General features: G+C 67.0%; 12 protein-coding genes and 4 tRNA genes. 5 read left to right on the top strand and 11 right to left on the bottom strand.

The features are described from left to right. Positions 1-52 precede the first annotated feature (52 nt). Complete coding sequence (dusB, locus tag ACLJPD_RS20675) at positions 53-1,216, bottom strand: tRNA dihydrouridine synthase DusB (RefSeq protein ID WP_410874245.1); 1,164 nt, start codon at positions 1,214-1,216, stop codon at positions 53-55. Positions 1,217-1,410: 194 nt separating this feature from the next. Between dusB and ACLJPD_RS20670 the strand changes: the two genes are divergently transcribed. Beyond that, positions 1,411-1,992, top strand: a complete 582-nt coding sequence (locus ACLJPD_RS20670; RefSeq protein WP_410874243.1) for a hypothetical protein — start codon at positions 1,411-1,413, stop codon at positions 1,990-1,992. A 58-nt stretch (positions 1,993-2,050) separates the two neighbouring features. Here ACLJPD_RS20670 and ACLJPD_RS20665 read toward each other — a convergent pair whose 3' ends face one another. Beyond that, a complete protein-coding gene (locus ACLJPD_RS20665; protein WP_410874241.1) occupies positions 2,051-3,007 on the bottom strand; it encodes an acyl-ACP desaturase in 957 nt (318 codons plus the stop codon). A gap of 343 nt (positions 3,008-3,350) precedes the next feature. After that, positions 3,351-3,426: transfer RNA gene (locus ACLJPD_RS20660), tRNA-Lys, on the bottom strand. Positions 3,427-4,155: 729 nt separating this feature from the next. Between ACLJPD_RS20660 and ACLJPD_RS20655 the strand changes: the two genes are divergently transcribed. The 4 genes from ACLJPD_RS20655 to ACLJPD_RS20640 all read left to right on the top strand — a co-directional run bounded on the left by ACLJPD_RS20655 (position 4,156) and on the right by ACLJPD_RS20640 (position 5,304). Beyond that, the gene (locus tag ACLJPD_RS20655; RefSeq protein WP_410874239.1) at positions 4,156-4,827 is read left to right on the top strand and encodes a TetR family transcriptional regulator; all 672 of its coding nucleotides are present in this window, start codon (positions 4,156-4,158) and stop codon (positions 4,825-4,827) included. Between the two features lie 91 nt (positions 4,828-4,918). Then, positions 4,919-4,991, top strand: a tRNA-Glu gene (locus tag ACLJPD_RS20650). Between the two features lie 38 nt (positions 4,992-5,029). Continuing rightward, a tRNA-Asp gene (locus ACLJPD_RS20645) sits at positions 5,030-5,103 on the top strand. Between the two features lie 127 nt (positions 5,104-5,230). After that, positions 5,231-5,304, top strand: a tRNA-Phe gene (locus ACLJPD_RS20640). 55 nt (positions 5,305-5,359) lie between these two features. Here ACLJPD_RS20640 and ACLJPD_RS20635 read toward each other — a convergent pair. The 8 genes from ACLJPD_RS20635 to ACLJPD_RS20600 form a co-directional block, all read right to left on the bottom strand. Continuing rightward, entirely contained in the window at positions 5,360-6,049 is a 690-nt protein-coding gene (locus tag ACLJPD_RS20635; RefSeq protein ID WP_410874237.1) for a TetR/AcrR family transcriptional regulator, read from the bottom strand. A 104-nt stretch (positions 6,050-6,153) separates the two neighbouring features. After that, complete coding sequence (locus ACLJPD_RS20630; RefSeq protein ID WP_410874235.1) at positions 6,154-7,137, bottom strand: NADPH:quinone oxidoreductase family protein; 984 nt, start codon at positions 7,135-7,137, stop codon at positions 6,154-6,156. 5 nt (positions 7,138-7,142) lie between these two features. Continuing rightward, positions 7,143-7,892: a 3-oxoacyl-ACP reductase FabG gene (gene fabG / locus ACLJPD_RS20625; protein ID WP_410874233.1), complete on the bottom strand. Its 750-nt coding sequence runs from the start codon at positions 7,890-7,892 to the stop codon at positions 7,143-7,145. A 12-nt stretch (positions 7,893-7,904) separates the two neighbouring features. Next, positions 7,905-8,969, bottom strand: coding sequence for a phosphotransferase family protein (locus ACLJPD_RS20620; protein ID WP_410874231.1), 1,065 nt, complete (start codon positions 8,967-8,969; stop codon positions 7,905-7,907). Continuing rightward, complete coding sequence (locus ACLJPD_RS20615) at positions 8,929-9,711, bottom strand: SDR family oxidoreductase (protein ID WP_410874229.1); 783 nt, start codon at positions 9,709-9,711, stop codon at positions 8,929-8,931. Before ACLJPD_RS20615 ends, ACLJPD_RS20620 begins: the two co-directional genes overlap by 41 nt. A 1-nt stretch (position 9,712) precedes the next feature. Further along, the gene (locus ACLJPD_RS20610; protein WP_410874227.1) at positions 9,713-10,927 is read right to left on the bottom strand and encodes an acyl-CoA dehydrogenase family protein; all 1,215 of its coding nucleotides are present in this window, start codon (positions 10,925-10,927) and stop codon (positions 9,713-9,715) included. A 15-nt stretch (positions 10,928-10,942) separates the two neighbouring features. Continuing rightward, positions 10,943-11,764 (bottom strand): SDR family oxidoreductase, encoded by an 822-nt coding sequence (locus ACLJPD_RS20605; protein ID WP_410874225.1) that lies wholly within the window; start codon positions 11,762-11,764, stop codon positions 10,943-10,945. Between the two features lie 125 nt (positions 11,765-11,889). Beyond that, positions 11,890-15,084 carry a carboxyl transferase domain-containing protein gene (locus tag ACLJPD_RS20600; RefSeq protein ID WP_410874223.1) on the bottom strand — a complete coding sequence of 1,065 codons (3,195 nt, stop codon included), beginning with the start codon at positions 15,082-15,084 and terminating at the stop codon, positions 11,890-11,892. Between the last annotated feature and the right edge of the window lie 63 nt (positions 15,085-15,147).

The following is a 15,147-nucleotide window of genomic DNA, read 5'->3' as shown; positions in this document are numbered from 1 at the left end:
GCGAGTGCGGTGGCTCGAAATGGCGACCGCTTGCGAATTACCGCTGTGGTGCTCAGCCGCCGCTGTGCATCACATCGGCCGCCGCGGGGACGGTGTCGTCCTCGGGGTCATCGAGCCAGCCCTCGGGGAGCACGACCTTGGTCTGCGGCGATCCCTGCCGCCCGCGCGGCCCGAGCGCGTCCGTGGGAAACGGCACGGTGGGGTCGAGCTGTCCGACCAGATCCTCGATCTGCGACAGCTTCGACACGGTGGCGAAGCTGCGCCGCAGCTGCGAGCCGACCGGGAACCCCATCAGGTACCAGGCCATGTGCTTGCGGATATCGCGCATGGCCTTGTCCTCACCGTCGTGCTCGGTGAGCAGGGTGGCGTGGCGCACCAGGATCTCGCCGACGCGGCCGAGCGTCGGCCCCTCGGGGACCGGTTCGCCGCGCAGGGCCGCGCTGAGTTCGGCGAACAGCCACGGCCGACCGAGGCAGCCGCGGCCGACGACCACACCGTCGCAGCCGGTCTCGTCCATCATCCGCAGCGCGTCGTCGGCGGTGAAGATGTCGCCGTTGCCGAGCACCGGAATCGAGGTGACGGCTTCCTTGAGCCGCGCGATCGCAGACCAGTCCGCCGCGCCCGAGTACAGCTGGGCCGCGGTGCGCGCGTGCAGCGCCACGGCGGCGGCGCCCTCGGCCTCGGCGATGCGGCCGGTGTCGAGGTAGGTGTGGTGGTCGTCGTCGATGCCGATGCGGAACTTGAAGGTCACCGGAACGCCCGCCGGTTCGGCCGCGGACACCATCTCGCGGACGATATTGGCGAACAGTCTGCGCTTGTACGGCAGCGCCGAGCCGCCGCCGAGCTTGGTCACCTTGCGGACCGGGCAGCCCAGATTGAGGTCGATGTGGTCGGCCCAGCCCTCGCCGACGATGATCCGCACGGCCTCGCCGAGTGTCTTGGGGTCCACCCCGTAGAGCTGCATCGAGCGCGGATGCTCGTCGGCGTCGAACGACATCATGTGCAGCGTCTTCTCGTTGCGCTCGACCACCGCGCGTGCGGTGATCATCTCGCACACGTAGATCGACGTCGGGCTGCCGAACTCCCGGCACAGTCTGCGGAAGGCGCGGTTGGTGATGCCCGCCATCGGCGCGAGCACAACCGGCGGATCGACCGGGTAGGGCCCGATCCGCAGCGCCGTCGGCGCCTGGGGCATCGTGGTAGTCACGGCTGCCATTCTCTCATCCGGCCCGATGTGATCGATCTCGCGCATGCGGGACTTTGCCCGGGTCATGACCGCCATCACGACCGTGCGCCTCGTTTTACCTGTTACTCGAAGTACGAGCATTGTTCGCGACTCAGTAGCCTGGACGGGCTGGCATCGTCGCCTCCGGCGGTGCGCTGTCCCCACGTAATCGGAGAAGACCCCCCATGGCCGAAAGCAACGAAGGCGCCACCGACCTCACGAAAACCCCCGCCGAGCCCGCGAAGGGCACCGTCGCCGTGCGCGTTTCCTCGCTGGTCGGCGGCGCCGTGATCGCCGTCCTCGCGATCATCGCGCTCGTGCTCGGCGTGCTGCTCGGCTCGGCCCGCTCGGAGATCTCCGACACGAAGGAGCAGGCCGCCGACAACGCGAAGGCCGAGCAGATCGCGCTCGACTACTCCGTCGGCTCGGCGAGCCTGAACTACCAGGACGTCAACGCCTGGGTCGCCAAGCTCAAGGCCGGTACCTCCCCGGAACTGTCGAAGAAGTTCGACGCCACCGGCGCGAAGCTCGAGCAGATCATCATCCCGCTGAAGTGGACCTCCACCGCGGCGCCGATCACCGCCAAGGTGCTCTCACAGGAGGGTGAGGTCTACCAGGTCGCGGCCTTCGTCGACGTGAGCACCACCAACGCGCAGAACCCGGACGGCCTGCGCAACACGGTCACCTACAACATCACCGTCGATGCGGGCCAGGACTGGAAGATCACCGATGTCGGCAGCGCCGACGGTGCCCTCCCGATGAAGTAGGTCACGAAAAAGCGCTGCGCACCTTTGCTATCAAGGTGCGCAGCGCTTTTCGTGAAACCTAAACCGCGGCCATTTCGCGCTTCTTGGCCTCGCGGGCCAGCATCCGGTCGCGCTGCTCCTCGAACTTCAGCACGTCCTCGCCCAGCTTCTCCAGGAAGCCGGCCAGCCGCTCACGGGTGGCCTCGCCACGCGCGGTGAAGTCGGTGCGCTCGAAGACGTCCCACTTCTTGAGCACCGGCTGCACGACCTCTTCGAGGTGCTGACGCAGGTCATAGATGCCGTGCTTGGCCATCAGCACGCCGTTGCGACGGAAGTTCGGCATGCCCGCGCCGGGCATCTGGAAGTTCTCGACGATCAGCGAGATCGCCTCGATGGTCTGGTCGGGGCTCAGGTCCATCGCCGCGCCGCAGAGGTTGCGGTAGAAGATCATGTGCAGGTTCTCGTCGGCGGCGACGCGCTGCAGCATGCGATCGGCGATCGGGTCGTCACAGACCTTGCCGGTGTTGCGGTGGCTCACCCGGGTGGCCAGTTCCTGGAAGGTCACGTAGGCGACCGAGTGCAGGAAGCCGGCGTCGACACCGGAGGGTGAGGCGAAACCGTTGGTCATGTGGATCATTCGCGCCTCTTCGAGGGCGACCGGATCCACGCCACGGGTGACCACCAGGTAGTCGCGCATCACGATGCCGTGGCGGTTCTCCTCGGCGGTCCAGCGACCGACCCAGGTGCCCCAGGCGCCGTCCTGGGAGAAGTTCTCGGCGATCTCACGGTGGTAGGACGGCAGATTGTCCTCGGTGAGCAGATTGGTGATCATGGCCGCCTTGGCGACCTCGCTGAGCTTGGACTGCTCAGGATCCCAATCGATGCCGCCCATGGCGGCGAAGTTGCGGCCCTCATCCCACGGGACGTAGTCGTGCGGATGCCATTCTTTGGCCAGCGACATGTGCCGGTTGACGTTTTCCTCGGCAACCGGCTCCAACTCCGTGAGCAGTTCGAGTTGAGTCAGATCCCTTGCCATGTAAAAACCCTTCGCTTGCTTGCGGTCGAACGTCGCGATGCGGCCATACCTTACGGCACCGTAGGTGTGATGCGAAACGCAACAGAGCGCTTTTCCATCGAATTTGAGCAAGGCCACAACTCGCGGAACGGCTCGGTGGTAGTGCTGACGAGTCTAGGCGTTCGGCCCGCAGCATAGGGACTATCGCTGGGGGGCTCGCGCCGTTAGCGGCGGGTAGATGAACATTGTCAGCGCCTCCCGCCGAGCGGATCGCAGCCGGGGGCCCGCGTCTGCTGCGCCGCTGGTGAGCTGCTCGGCCACGGAGGCGAGCGCGCCACGTGACGATGGTCACGGTGGTCGTTCGTGGTGCCCCCTGTAGGACTCGAACCTACGACCTAGTGATTAAAAGTCACCAGCTCTACCAACTGAGCTAAAGGGGCGCGCAGCGGAGTCTAGCGGACGCTGTGCCGAACGGCCGAACCGTGGTCCCCGGCCGGGTCGTGGGCCGCTGATCGTCGCTGGTGGCGTCAGGTAACACCGCGGCCGTGGGTGACGATTCGGTGGTAAACACCTGGTGCCCAGTGTCGTTCGCGCCGGGAGTTGCGGATGGTCATCGAATACTGTTGTATCGCAACATCTTTCGATGAGCAGGGGTGCAGCAGCGATGGAGTGGTCCACAGTGGGCGCCGGTCTCGCGACCGTTCGGCGAACGTCGGCGATGCCGATCCGCCGGTCAACCGGGCTGCGCGCCTACGGAATTCGTGCGCGAAGTAGCCGTTCCGGTTGCGCCTCGTTTGCTGATCTGGATAACCGAACCGGATGTTCGGATAGGTACTCCAATCGCCGCGTGTCGACTCGGGAATACGGGTACGGTGATCGCCTGGTGAATTTTGAAACAATCACCGGTGCTGCCTTTTCCGTGGCTCCGGTGCAGGGTGCGGCGTTTCGGAATTCATCGACAGATTGCAGGCCGAGGTGATCGCGATGGGTGCGCGAACTCCCGGCAAAGGGGTTGTCGTTACCGCAGGAGGAGGCGGTTCTCACTGGTGGCGGGGCCGCTGTGCGAGGCGCCGCGAGTCTTTCATACCGAAAGTTTGAATTAAAACCACAATTCGCGCCACGGTCTGTATCGGTCGTCGGCGTCGAGAAGGTTCGGAGGCGTTTCGAGGATGGCACGGCAGCAAGAGCGGGCGCGCCGGACGCGCGCGGCGATAATCAAGTCCGCGGCCGTCGAGTTCGGGAAGAGCGGATATGCCGCGGCATCGCTCAACCGGATTCTGGAAGGTTCGCGTGCCACCAAGGGAGCGATGTACTTCCACTTCGACTCCAAGGAAGACCTGGCGCGCGCGGTACTCGAGACCGCGGTCGAGCGCTACCAGATCTGCGCGGAGCGCTGGCTCGCGCGCACCGACCTCGGTCCGCTCGACGTGCTGCACGGCATGGTCGACGAGATCGCGCTGCGCCTGGAGCACGACACCATCGTGCAAGCCGAGTACCGCCTCGTGATCGAACCCGACTTCCATCGTGACTCCGGCAACGGTGGCGGGCGCATCGTCGGCCGCGCCACCCGCGTGCTCGCCGTCCGCGCCATCGACGACGGTCAGCTGCGCGCCGACGCCGACCCCGATCGCTTCACTCGAACCCTGGCCGCGGCGCTGGCAGGCCAGCGCTATCTGGTCGACCCGATCACCAACGGCTCCGCCGCCGACCTGCGTGCCCGCTTCGCCGAGGTGCTGGAGGTTATCGTGGAGGCGATGGCCACCCCGCTGTGGATTCAGAACTTCCGCACCGAGGGCTGGCGCGAGCAAGCACGCCTGGATGACCTCGGTTTGGGCGCCTGACCAGGCGATTTGGAACTCTGAGTACACCTGTCATAAGCTATGCGAGCTCCCAACGGAAACGTTGAAGCCGCCCCGGAGAGATTCGGAACGAGCCCCCTTCGTCTAGCGGCCTAGGACGCCGCCCTTTCAAGGCGGTAGCGCGGGTTCGAATCCCGTAGGGGGTACAGTCTTCGGACTGTGTCTAGCAGTACTGCAGAAGCATGGCCCTGTAGCGCAGTTGGTTAGCGCGCCGCCCTGTCACGGCGGAGGTCGCGGGTTCGAGTCCCGTCAGGGTCGCAAGTACGTTTCAGGCATACTCACGTTCCGCCTGAAGGGTGCGTAGGACTCGTGGGCAACATGGGAGTTGCCGCGGGTTCGAGTCCCGTCAGGGTCGCACGTAGTACCAGAGCAATCCGGTACTTCCGGCCAGGTAGCTCAGTTGGTACGAGCGACCGCCTGAAAAGCGGTAGGTCGCCGGTTCGATCCCGGCTCTGGCCACCTTTGATCCCCTCACCATCAGATGGTGGGGGGATTTTTTCGTCGATCGGGCCGGTCAGCTCTTGATCGGCATCCGCAGTGCGTTCACCCAGAGCCGGGTCACCGTGAAGACGAGCTCCTCGATCGGGCGCACCTTGCCGTCGAGGAGGCCGTCGGCGGTGACGAAGTAGTTGAAGGCCATCCTGCTGACCATCCCCGACAGCGCCCGCGAGGACAGCATCGGATCCAGCTCGGGGTCGGCGAGACCGCGCTGCTGGAGATCGGCGATGCTGCGGGCGTTGCGGTGGATGAACGCGTCGGCCCGCTCCTGGCGGAGCCTGCTGAACTCGGGGTCGATATTGGCGACCTGCTCTAGCAACCCCATCAATTTCGCGTTGCGCTTATAGGCCTCGAAGTAGGCCAGATTGCTGGCTTCGACGATCGACACGGGATCGTTGTCGCCGTCCACATGCTCCATTCCTGGATGCATCATGTCTTCCTGGGCGTGCTCCAGGATGGCCGCGAAGATCTCCTCTTTGCTGGCGAAATAGGTGTAGAAGGTGCCCGAGGAGCATTTGGCTTCCTGGGTGATATCGACGAGCCGGGCATCGAGATAACCCATGCGCTCGAACACCTTCCGGCCCGCGTCGATCAGCGCCGTCCTGGTCCGCAGGCCACGCGGGGTGACGGGCAGCTCGCGCAGCAGCGAGGTGCGCGCCATCGAAGGCGCCGAGTCGTCGCCTGCGGTCTCCGCGCGTCGTTCCATGTCCTATTTATAGCGTGGTGCCGATGCCGAACTGTCCGGCGAGTAGTCGCCGGGTGTCGGCGGCATCGGTCCACGCTCTCCTTATCGCTTGTTCGTCGTGGTGTTCACGGCTGGAAGACGAGCCTGCCGACGGTGTCGCCGTCGCCGAGGCGGCCGAGGCCGTCGGGGACGTCGGCGAGCGAAAGCCGTTCGCTGATCAGTGGTTTCACCTGGCCGACCGCGGCGAGCCGGGTCAGCTCGGCGTGGCAGTCCGCGATCGCCTGCTGGTTGTACTGCTTGTAGAGACCCCAGTGCAGACCGATGATCGAGTAGTTCTTGATCAGCGCGTGGTTGAGCGCGGGCTGGGGGATGGTGCCGCCCGCGAAACCGATCACCAGGATGCGGCCTTCGAAGGCGATGCATTTGGTGGACTTGGTGTAGGCGTCGCCGCCGACCGGGTCGTAGATCACGTCGGCGCCGCGGCCATCGGTGAACTCCTTGACGATCGGCACGAAGTCCTCGGTGTGCCGGTCGATCACGAGGTCGGCACCGAGCTTGCGGCAGTATTCGGCCTTGTCCGGCCCGCCGACCACACCGATCACCCGCGCGCCCGCCGCCTTGCCCAGCTGCACCGCGCTACTGCCGACGCCACCGGCGGCGGCGTGCACGAGCAGCGTCTCGCCGGGCTGCAGCCGAGTCCGGCGGTGCAGCGCGAACCAGCTCGTCTGATAGCCGACGACCAGCGCGGACGCCTCGGCATCGTCGAGGGAATCCGGTGCGGGAAAGGCGCTGTCGGCATCGAGTACCGCCAATTCGGCGAACCCACCGCCGGGCAGATTCGCGGTGCCGACGATCCGATCACCGACGGCGAACCGGTCAACGCCCGCACCGACCGCCAGCACTTGCCCGCACAGTTCGACGCCGGGCGTGAACGGCAGCGGTGGCCTGAGCTGATACTGCCCACGGCACAGCAGCACATCGGGGAAGTTGGCAGGCGCCGCGAGGACGCGCACCAGCACCTGCCCCGGTCCGGCTACCGGATCGTCGATATCGTTGAGCTGCAATACCTCTCGTGGTTCGCCGACTTCGGCTACCTGCCATGCTTTCATCGCTGTCAGTCCTTCGGTCCGCCGGCGACATAAATGACCTGGCCGGAGACGAAGCCCGCGCCCTCGCTCGCCAGGAACGACGCGGTGTGCGCGATATCCTGCGGCGTACCGGTCCGGTTGACCGGAATCTGCGCGGCCGCGGCCCGCTTGAACTCCTCGAAGTCCATTCCGATCCGCGCGGCTGTCGCTGCGGTCATCTCGGTCTCGATGAAGCCGGGCGCGATCGCGTTGGCGGTGACGCCGTACTTGCCGAGTTCGAAGGCCAGGGTCTTGGTGAAGCCCTGCATGCCTGCCTTGGCGGCGGCGTAGTTGGCCTGGCCGCGATTGCCGAGCGCCGAGGTGCTCGACAGGTTGACGATGCGACCGTACTTCGCCTCGACCATGTGCTTCTGCACGGCGCGCGACATCAGGAAGGCGCCGCGCAGGTGCACGTTCATGACGGTGTCCCAGTCGGCGACCGACATCTTGAACAGCAGGTTGTCGCGCAGCACGCCCGCGTTGTTCACGAGCACGGTGGGCGCGCCCAGTTCGGCGGCCACCCGCTCGACGGCCGCGGCGACGGCGGCCTCGTCGGCGACATCGGCGCCGACCGCGAGTGCCTTGCCGCCTGCCGTCTCGATGGCGTCGACCGTTGTCTTACAGGCGGATTCGTCGAGGTCGAGCACGGCGACGGCCATACCGGCGGCGGCCAATTCGGTCGCGATGGCGGCGCCGATGCCGCGGGCCGCGCCCGTCACGATGGCAGTGCGAGTCATGTCTGCTCCTGTCTAGCTTTCTTCGGTGACGTCGAGTGCCTTGTGCACGATCGCGTCGATTCTTTCGATGGTCGGGGTGCCCGCGGCCGCCTTGTTCTGCGGTGTGTCCAGTGCTCGCCGGAGCACGCCCTCGGCGATGACGGCGAGCTTCCACAGCCCGAAGGCGTGCCAGTAGCGCAGGGCCGCCGGGTCGCGCCCGGTCAGTGCGAGGTAGGCCTCGGACATCTCGGCGCGGTTCGGGAAACCGGGCAGCGCGGACGCGGGGAAGTCGCCGCCGGTGTTCTCACCCGGTTCTGCCCAGTAGGCGAGCAGGCTGCCCATATCGGCCAGCGGGTCGCCGAGGGTGGACAGCTCCCAGTCCAGCGCGGCCACTACCGCGCCGGTGGTCCGGGAGGTGATGACATTGCGCAGATGGAAATCGCCGTGCACCAGGGTGATCTCACGCTGCTCGGGCATGGTCGCGACGAGACGTCGGGTGAGTTCGTCGAGTTCGGGAAGTTCCCTGGTCTTGGACTGCTCCCACTGGCCGCCCCACCGCTTGAGCTGGCGCTGCGCGTAGGGCTTGTGGCTGGCCAGATCCGTGAGGCCGACGGCGCCGAGGTCGACGGCGTGGATCTCGGCCAGCGTGCGCGGCAGCGATTCGGCGATGGCCCGACGATGTTGCGGCGTGAGCGATTCCACGATGGCCATGGTGTCGACCACCTGCCCGTCGACGTATTCCATCAGCACCATCGGGACCTCGGAGATCGCCGGGTCGTCGACGACGCCGAGAATCCGCGGGCACGGCACAGCGGTGGTTTCCAGCGCCGCCATGATCCTGGCCTCGCGCACCACGTCGTGCGCGGAGGCGAGCAGGTGACCCAGTGGCGGCCTGCGCAGCACCCACCGACGGTCCGCGTCGTCGCGCACCAGGTAGGTCAGGTTCGATTGGCCGAGGCCGATCCGGTCGAAACGCAGTGTCGCGGTGTACTCGATGCCGAGGGTCCTGAACCACCCGGCGACCGCGACCGGATCGACGCCGACGACCTCGCCCACCTCAGGCACTGACCGTGGCGCCGCGCCGGAACTGCGCGGCATCACCGAGTCGCTGGCCGCCGTCGATCACCAGGGTCTCGCCGGTGATCCAGCTCGCCGCGTCGGAGACCAGGAAGGCCACCGCGGCGGCGATATCGGCGGGTTCGCCGATCCGATCCAGCGCGGTCGTGGCCGTGAGGGCCTGCTCGTGCTCGCGCCACAGTGCCTCGGCGAGCTTGGTCCGCACCACGCCCGGTGCCACGGAGTTGACCCGCACCTTCGGCGACAGCTCCAGCGCCAACTGCTCGGTGAGATGGATCAGCGCGGCCTTGGACGCGTTGTACAGCCCGATGTTCGGTTCCATGGTCAGGCCGCCGATGGAGGTGGTGTTGACGACGGCGCCGCCGTGCTCGCCCATCCACGCCCGGGTGACCAGCGACGTCCACAGCACCGGAGCCCACAGATTCACGTCGAAGATCTTCGCGAACTTGGCGTGATCCTGGTCGATCGTCGGACCGTAGGCGGGGTTGGTGCCCGCGTTGTTGACCAGGATGTCGATGCTGCCGAACCGTTCCATGGTCCGCTCCACGCAGCGGCGCGCGGCTTCTTCGTCCACCACGTGGGCGCCGACGCCGATCGCGGTGCCGACGACCTTGGCGGCGGCCGCGTCAGCGGCTTCCTGGGTGCGCGCGGTCAAGACGACATTCGCGCCGGCCGCGGCCAGTTCCTGGGCGATCGCCAGTCCGATACCGCGCGAGGCGCCGGTGACGATGGCGGTGCGGCCGGTCAGATCAAGTCCGTTCATCTCAGTTGCTCCTCTTGTACTTGCCCAGTTCCTGGCGGGCGATGGCCCGCTTGTGTACTTCGTCGGGCCCATCGGCCAGGCGCAGCGTGCGCAGGCCCGCCCAGGCGGCGGCCAGCGGGAAGTCGTCGGTGACGCCGCCCGCCCCGTGCACCTGAATGGCCCGGTCGACGACCTTCAGCGCGATGTTCGGCGCGGCCACCTTGATGGCGGCGATCTCGGTGCGCGCGGCCTTGTTGCCGACGGTGTCCATCAAGTGCGCGGCCTTGAGCGTGAGCAGCCGGATCATCTCGATGTCGATGCGCGACTCGGCGATCCAGTCCTGGATGTTGGCGTTCTCGGCCACCGGCTTACCGAAGGTGACCCGCTGCTGCGCGCGCTTGCACATCATCTCCAGTGCGCGCTCGGCGATGCCGATGCTGCGCATGCAGTGGTGGATGCGGCCGGGGCCGAGCCGGGCTTGGCTGATCGCGAAACCTTCACCTTCGCCCTTGAGCACGTCGGTGACGGGTACGCGCACATCGGCGAAGTCGATCTCGGCGTGGCCTTCGCGTTCCTGATAGCCGAACACCGGCAGCCCGCGGATGATCGTCACGCCCGGCGCGTCGATCGGGACCACCATCATCGACTGCTGGCGGTGCGGTGCGGCGGTGGGATCGGTCTTGCCCATCACGATCATCACGCGACAGTTCTTGTGCAAAGCGTTGGTGGCGAACCACTTTCGCCCGTTGAGGACGTAGTCCTCGCCGTCGCGCACCATCGACAGTTCGATATTGGTGGCGTCGGAGCTGGCCACTCGCGGTTCGGTCATCGCGAAGGCCGAGGCCATGGTGCCGTCGAGCAGTGGCTTCAGGTACTTCTCTTTGTGCTCTTCGGTGCCGAACAGTTCGAGCACTTCCATGTTGCCGGTGTCGGGGGCGTTGCAGTTGCAGGCCTCCGACGCGAGGTGGCTGCGGCCCATGATCTCGGCCAGCGGCGCGTATTCGAGGTTGGTCAGGCCGGGGCCGCGGCCGGGGTGCGGGTGGAAGAGGTTCCACAGGCCGCGCCGCTTGGCCTCGGCTTTGAGTTCTTCCATGATCGGTGGCTGGAAGTGCGGATCACCGGATTCGCGCATCTGCTCGTCGTAGACGGCTTCGGCCGGGTAGACGTGCGCGTCCATGAAGTCGAGCAGGTCTACGGAGTATTTCTCGGCGCGATCGGACAGATCGAACAGCGACATGGATTTCTCTCTCGTTCAGTGGGTTTCGGCCAGCAACGACGACTGGTAGCGCCGCATGCCGCGCAGCCAACGGTCGTAGTCGGCGCCCTTGTGGCGGTACATGTCCAGTACCTGCGGATGCGGCAGGATCAGGAATTGCTCGGTGTCCACGGCCGCGAGGACGATGTCGGCCACGTCGGCGGGTTCGAGGACATCGCCTGCCGAGACGACGGCGCGGGTCGCGGTGGCGCCGAGTTCTTCGCCCGAATCCCGGCCCGCGTACAGCAGCTTGGTGTTCACACCCATCGGGCACAGGCAGCTGACGCGAATGCCCTGGTCGCCATAGGTGATGCTGAGCCATTCGGCGAACCCGACGGCCGCGTGCTTGCTCACCGAGTAGGTGGCCGAACCGATCTGAGTGAGCAGGCCCGCGGCGGAGGCGGTGCTGATGAAGTAGCCCTCGCCGCGTTCGACCCACTCCGGCACCAGCAGTCGCGCGGCGCGGACGTGGGCGCGCAGGTTCACCTCGAGCGCGCGATCCCACTGGTCGTCGGCGATGTCGAGCCCGGGCGCGCCGACGATGCCCGCGTTGGCGAAGTACAGGTCGACCGGCCCGAAGTGCCGCTGCGCCAACGCGATCAGACCTCTGATCTCCTCGGTGTCGGCGGCATCGGCGCCGACACCGACGGTGGCGCCGGGGTGATCGGCGTTGATCTGCTCCGACACGGCCAGCGCGGCGGGCTCGTCGAGGTCCGAGACCACCACCTTCGCTCCGGCCGCGGCGAGTGCGGCCGCCAGCGCGGCGCCGATGCCCGCGCCGCCGCCGGTCACGATGGCCACCTTCTCAGCAACTCTCACGAGAAATCCTTCCGATGTGTACAGCTGAAGCTATTAGAACTTGACGTCAACTTCAAGTGAGTGAGTATTCGCTCAGTCTGATTCAACCGATAGGTAATGTCAATCACAGGCATAGCGAAGAGGTATCAGTTGGCGAGCGTGGCGATCCAGGTGCGGGTGTCGGCGGGGTCGATCACGTCGTCGAGTTCGAAACCGGTGGCGGCGGTGAGCGCCTTGCCCTGCTGGTAGGCCAGGGTGAGCAACTGCTGGAACAGTGTTTCGCGCTCGTCCGGATCCGTCACGGCGGCGAGTTCTTTCCTGAAGCCGAGGCGGACGGCGCCCTCGAGTCCCATCGGGCCGATCTCGCCGGTGGGCCAGGCGACGGTGAAGTTCGGTGCGTGGAAGTGGCCGGCCGTCATCGCCATCGCGCCGAGACCGTAGCCCTTGCGCAGGATGATCGTGCCGAATGGGACGCTCAGTTGTGCGCCGAGCACGAACAACTTGCTGAAACGGCGTACCGTCGCGGTCTTCTCCGCTTCGGGCCCGACCATGAAACCCGGTGTGTCGCACAGGGAGACGATCGGCAGTCCGAAGGATTGGCACAGCGTGAGGAACTCGCCCATCTTGTCGGCGGCTTCGGCGTCGATGGCGCCGCCCAAGTGGTGGCTGCTGTTGGCGATGAGGCCGAACGGTTCGCCGTGCACCCGCACCAGCGCGGTGACAACGCCGACACCGTAGTCCGGGCGCAGTTCGAGCGACGAGCCGACGTCGACGATCGCGTCGATGGCGCGGTGGATGTCGTAGGCGCGTAACCGGTTCTCCGGCACCACATGTCGGGCCAGTCGTGGGTCGGGCGCCTCGAAATCGTCGGTGCGACCCTGGAAGTAGCTCAGGTACTGCTTGGCCAGCGCCACCGCATGCGCCTCGTCGCGGGCGACCAGGTCGACCACGCCGTTGCGGCGTTGCACGTCGATCGGGCCGATGTCTTCGGGGCGGTAGGCGCCGAGCCCGCCGCCCTCGATCATCGCCGGGCCGCCCATGCCGATATTGGCGTCGGGCGTCGCGATGATCACGTCACAGGCGCCGGCCAGTGCGGCGTTGCCCGCGAAGCAGCGGCCCGACACGATCGTCACCAGCGGTACCTTGCCGCGCAGGGCGCCGAGGGCGCGGAAGGTTGTCACGTCCAGGCCCATACCGGTCCAGTCGGTGTCGCCCGGTCGGCCGCCACCGCCCTCGGCGAACAGGACCACCGGGATGTGTTTGCGTTCGGCGAGTTCGAAGGCGCGGTCGGTTTTGGCGTGGTTGTTCTTGCCCTGGGTGCCTGCGAGCACGGTGTAGTCGTAGGAGACCACCACCGCTTCGGCTCTGTCGAAACGGTCGGCGCCGATGGTCGCCAAGCCGGTGACCAGGCCGTCGGCGGGGGTGTTGGCGATGAGGTCGTCTTCGGTGCGTCTGGTGCGCTGGGCGGCGAAGGTGAGTGCGCCGTATTCGACGAAGCTGCCCTCGTCGACCAGGTCGGCGATGTTCTCCCTTGCGGTGCGGCGGCCGAGCCTGTGTCGTTTGGCCACGGCGGCCGGGCGGGACTCGTCCAGGGTCACCAGGTGCCTGGCGCGGACCTCCTCGACATCGGCGCGGGGCCGGTCGGGGTCCAGATCGGTGTGCGCACTGCCGGTTTCGTCGGCATCGGTGCGGGTGATGATGACGAGGGGGTCGCCCGGTGCGACGATCTGGCCGGGGCGGACCAGAACCCGGACGGTCCTGGCCGCATCCGGGGCGGTGAGCACGTGCTGCATCTTCATCGCCTCGAGCACGGCGAGCTGCCCGCCAGCGCCGATGTCGACACCCTCGTCCGTCACCTCGACCACCGTGCCCGCGAGGTGCGCGCGCACGGCGTCCTGGCCCGGATACAGCTCGACCGCGGCGATCGCGTGCTCGGGCTGATCTGTCTGCGACGCCGCGACCAGGTCCGTCAGTCGCTCGGCGAGAAATCCTGTGGTCGCCTGGCCTGACTGGAAGATGTTGTCGGCCAAGATCTCTCGCAGGAACGAGATATTGGTACCGATGCCGGTCACGGTGAACTCGGCGAGCGCGGTCGCGGATTTGCGGGCGGCGGCGGGGAAGGAGTGGCCGCGGGTGCGGGTGATCACCTTGGCCAGCAGCGAGTCGTAGCGCGGGCTCGGGGTCAGCCCGGGGCGGCCGAAGGTATCGACTCGTACGCCAGGGCCGGTGGGGGGCGCGAAGGTGTTCAGCGTGCCGGTGGTCGGCAGCGCCGCACCGTCGGCCGCCATCGTCTCCATGTTCACCCTGGCCTGGATCGCGATGCCGTCCGCGAGTGCCGGATCGCCGGTGGATGCTATTCCGTCGGAGCGGATTCCGAGGGGCAACCGCAGGTCGTCGAAGAGCGTGGCCTGGGCGATCGCGAGCTGTACGGCAACCAGATCGACGCCGGTCACCTCTTCGGTGACGGTGTGCTCCACCTGGATTCGTGGATTGACCTCGAGGAACACGAATTCGGAGCCGGAGACGAGGAATTCGACGGTGGCGAGCCCGCGATAGTCGACCTGGGCGCACAGCCGGGCCGCCGCCGCATGGAGCTGGCGCCGCAGGGTGTCCGAAAGCCCCTGCGCAGGAGCGATTTCGAGGAGCTTCTGATGTCTGCGCTGCACACTGCAGTCGCGATCACCCAGCGCCAGCGCCGTGTGCTCGGTGGCGACGATCTGCACTTCGATGTGCCGGGCGTTCTCGCACAGCAGCTCGGCGAAGACGGCCGGATCACCGAATCCGAGCTTCGCCTCCGCGGCGCACTGCCGGTACGCGTCGTCGATCTCCGCGGCGGTCCGCACCACCCGCATGCCACGACCACCGCCACCGGCCAGCGCCTTGATCATGATCGCGCCGGGGTGGGTGCCGAAGAAGGCGTGCACCTCCTCGACAGTGGTCGGCCCTTCGGTGGCGGGTAAGACGGGAACATCTGCTGCCATCGCCGTCGCGCGGGCCGAGGACTTGTTGCCGAACAGGTCGAGAACCGAGGGCTCGGGGCCGACGAAGGTGACGCCGTCGGCCGCGCACGCACGAGCGAATTCGGCGTTCTCGCTGAGGAAGCCGTAGCCGGGGTGCAGGTAGTCGGCGCCGGATTCCTTGGCGGCGGCCAGGATCGCGGCGTGGTCGAGATAGGTCGCTGCGCCGGTGCCGGCCAACCCGATCGCCGCACCGGCCGCGTGCACGTGGGGAGTGTCGGCGTCGTCCTCGGCGTACACCGCGACGGTGTCGATGCCGAGTTCGGTGGCAGTGCGGATGATCCGCAGGGCGATCTCGCCGCGGTTGGCGATGAGCAGTTTCACTGGGTGTCCTCGGATTCGGTGAACGCTCGCGTGGTGGCCCCGACGACCACTAGTGGTCACCGT

Source organism: Nocardia sp. A7, from assembly GCF_046549215.1.
In the GTDB taxonomy this organism is placed as follows: Bacteria; Actinomycetota; Actinomycetes; order Mycobacteriales; family Mycobacteriaceae; genus Nocardia.
Note: the sequence above shows the minus strand (reverse complement) of the source record. Positions and strands in the feature narration are given on the sequence as shown.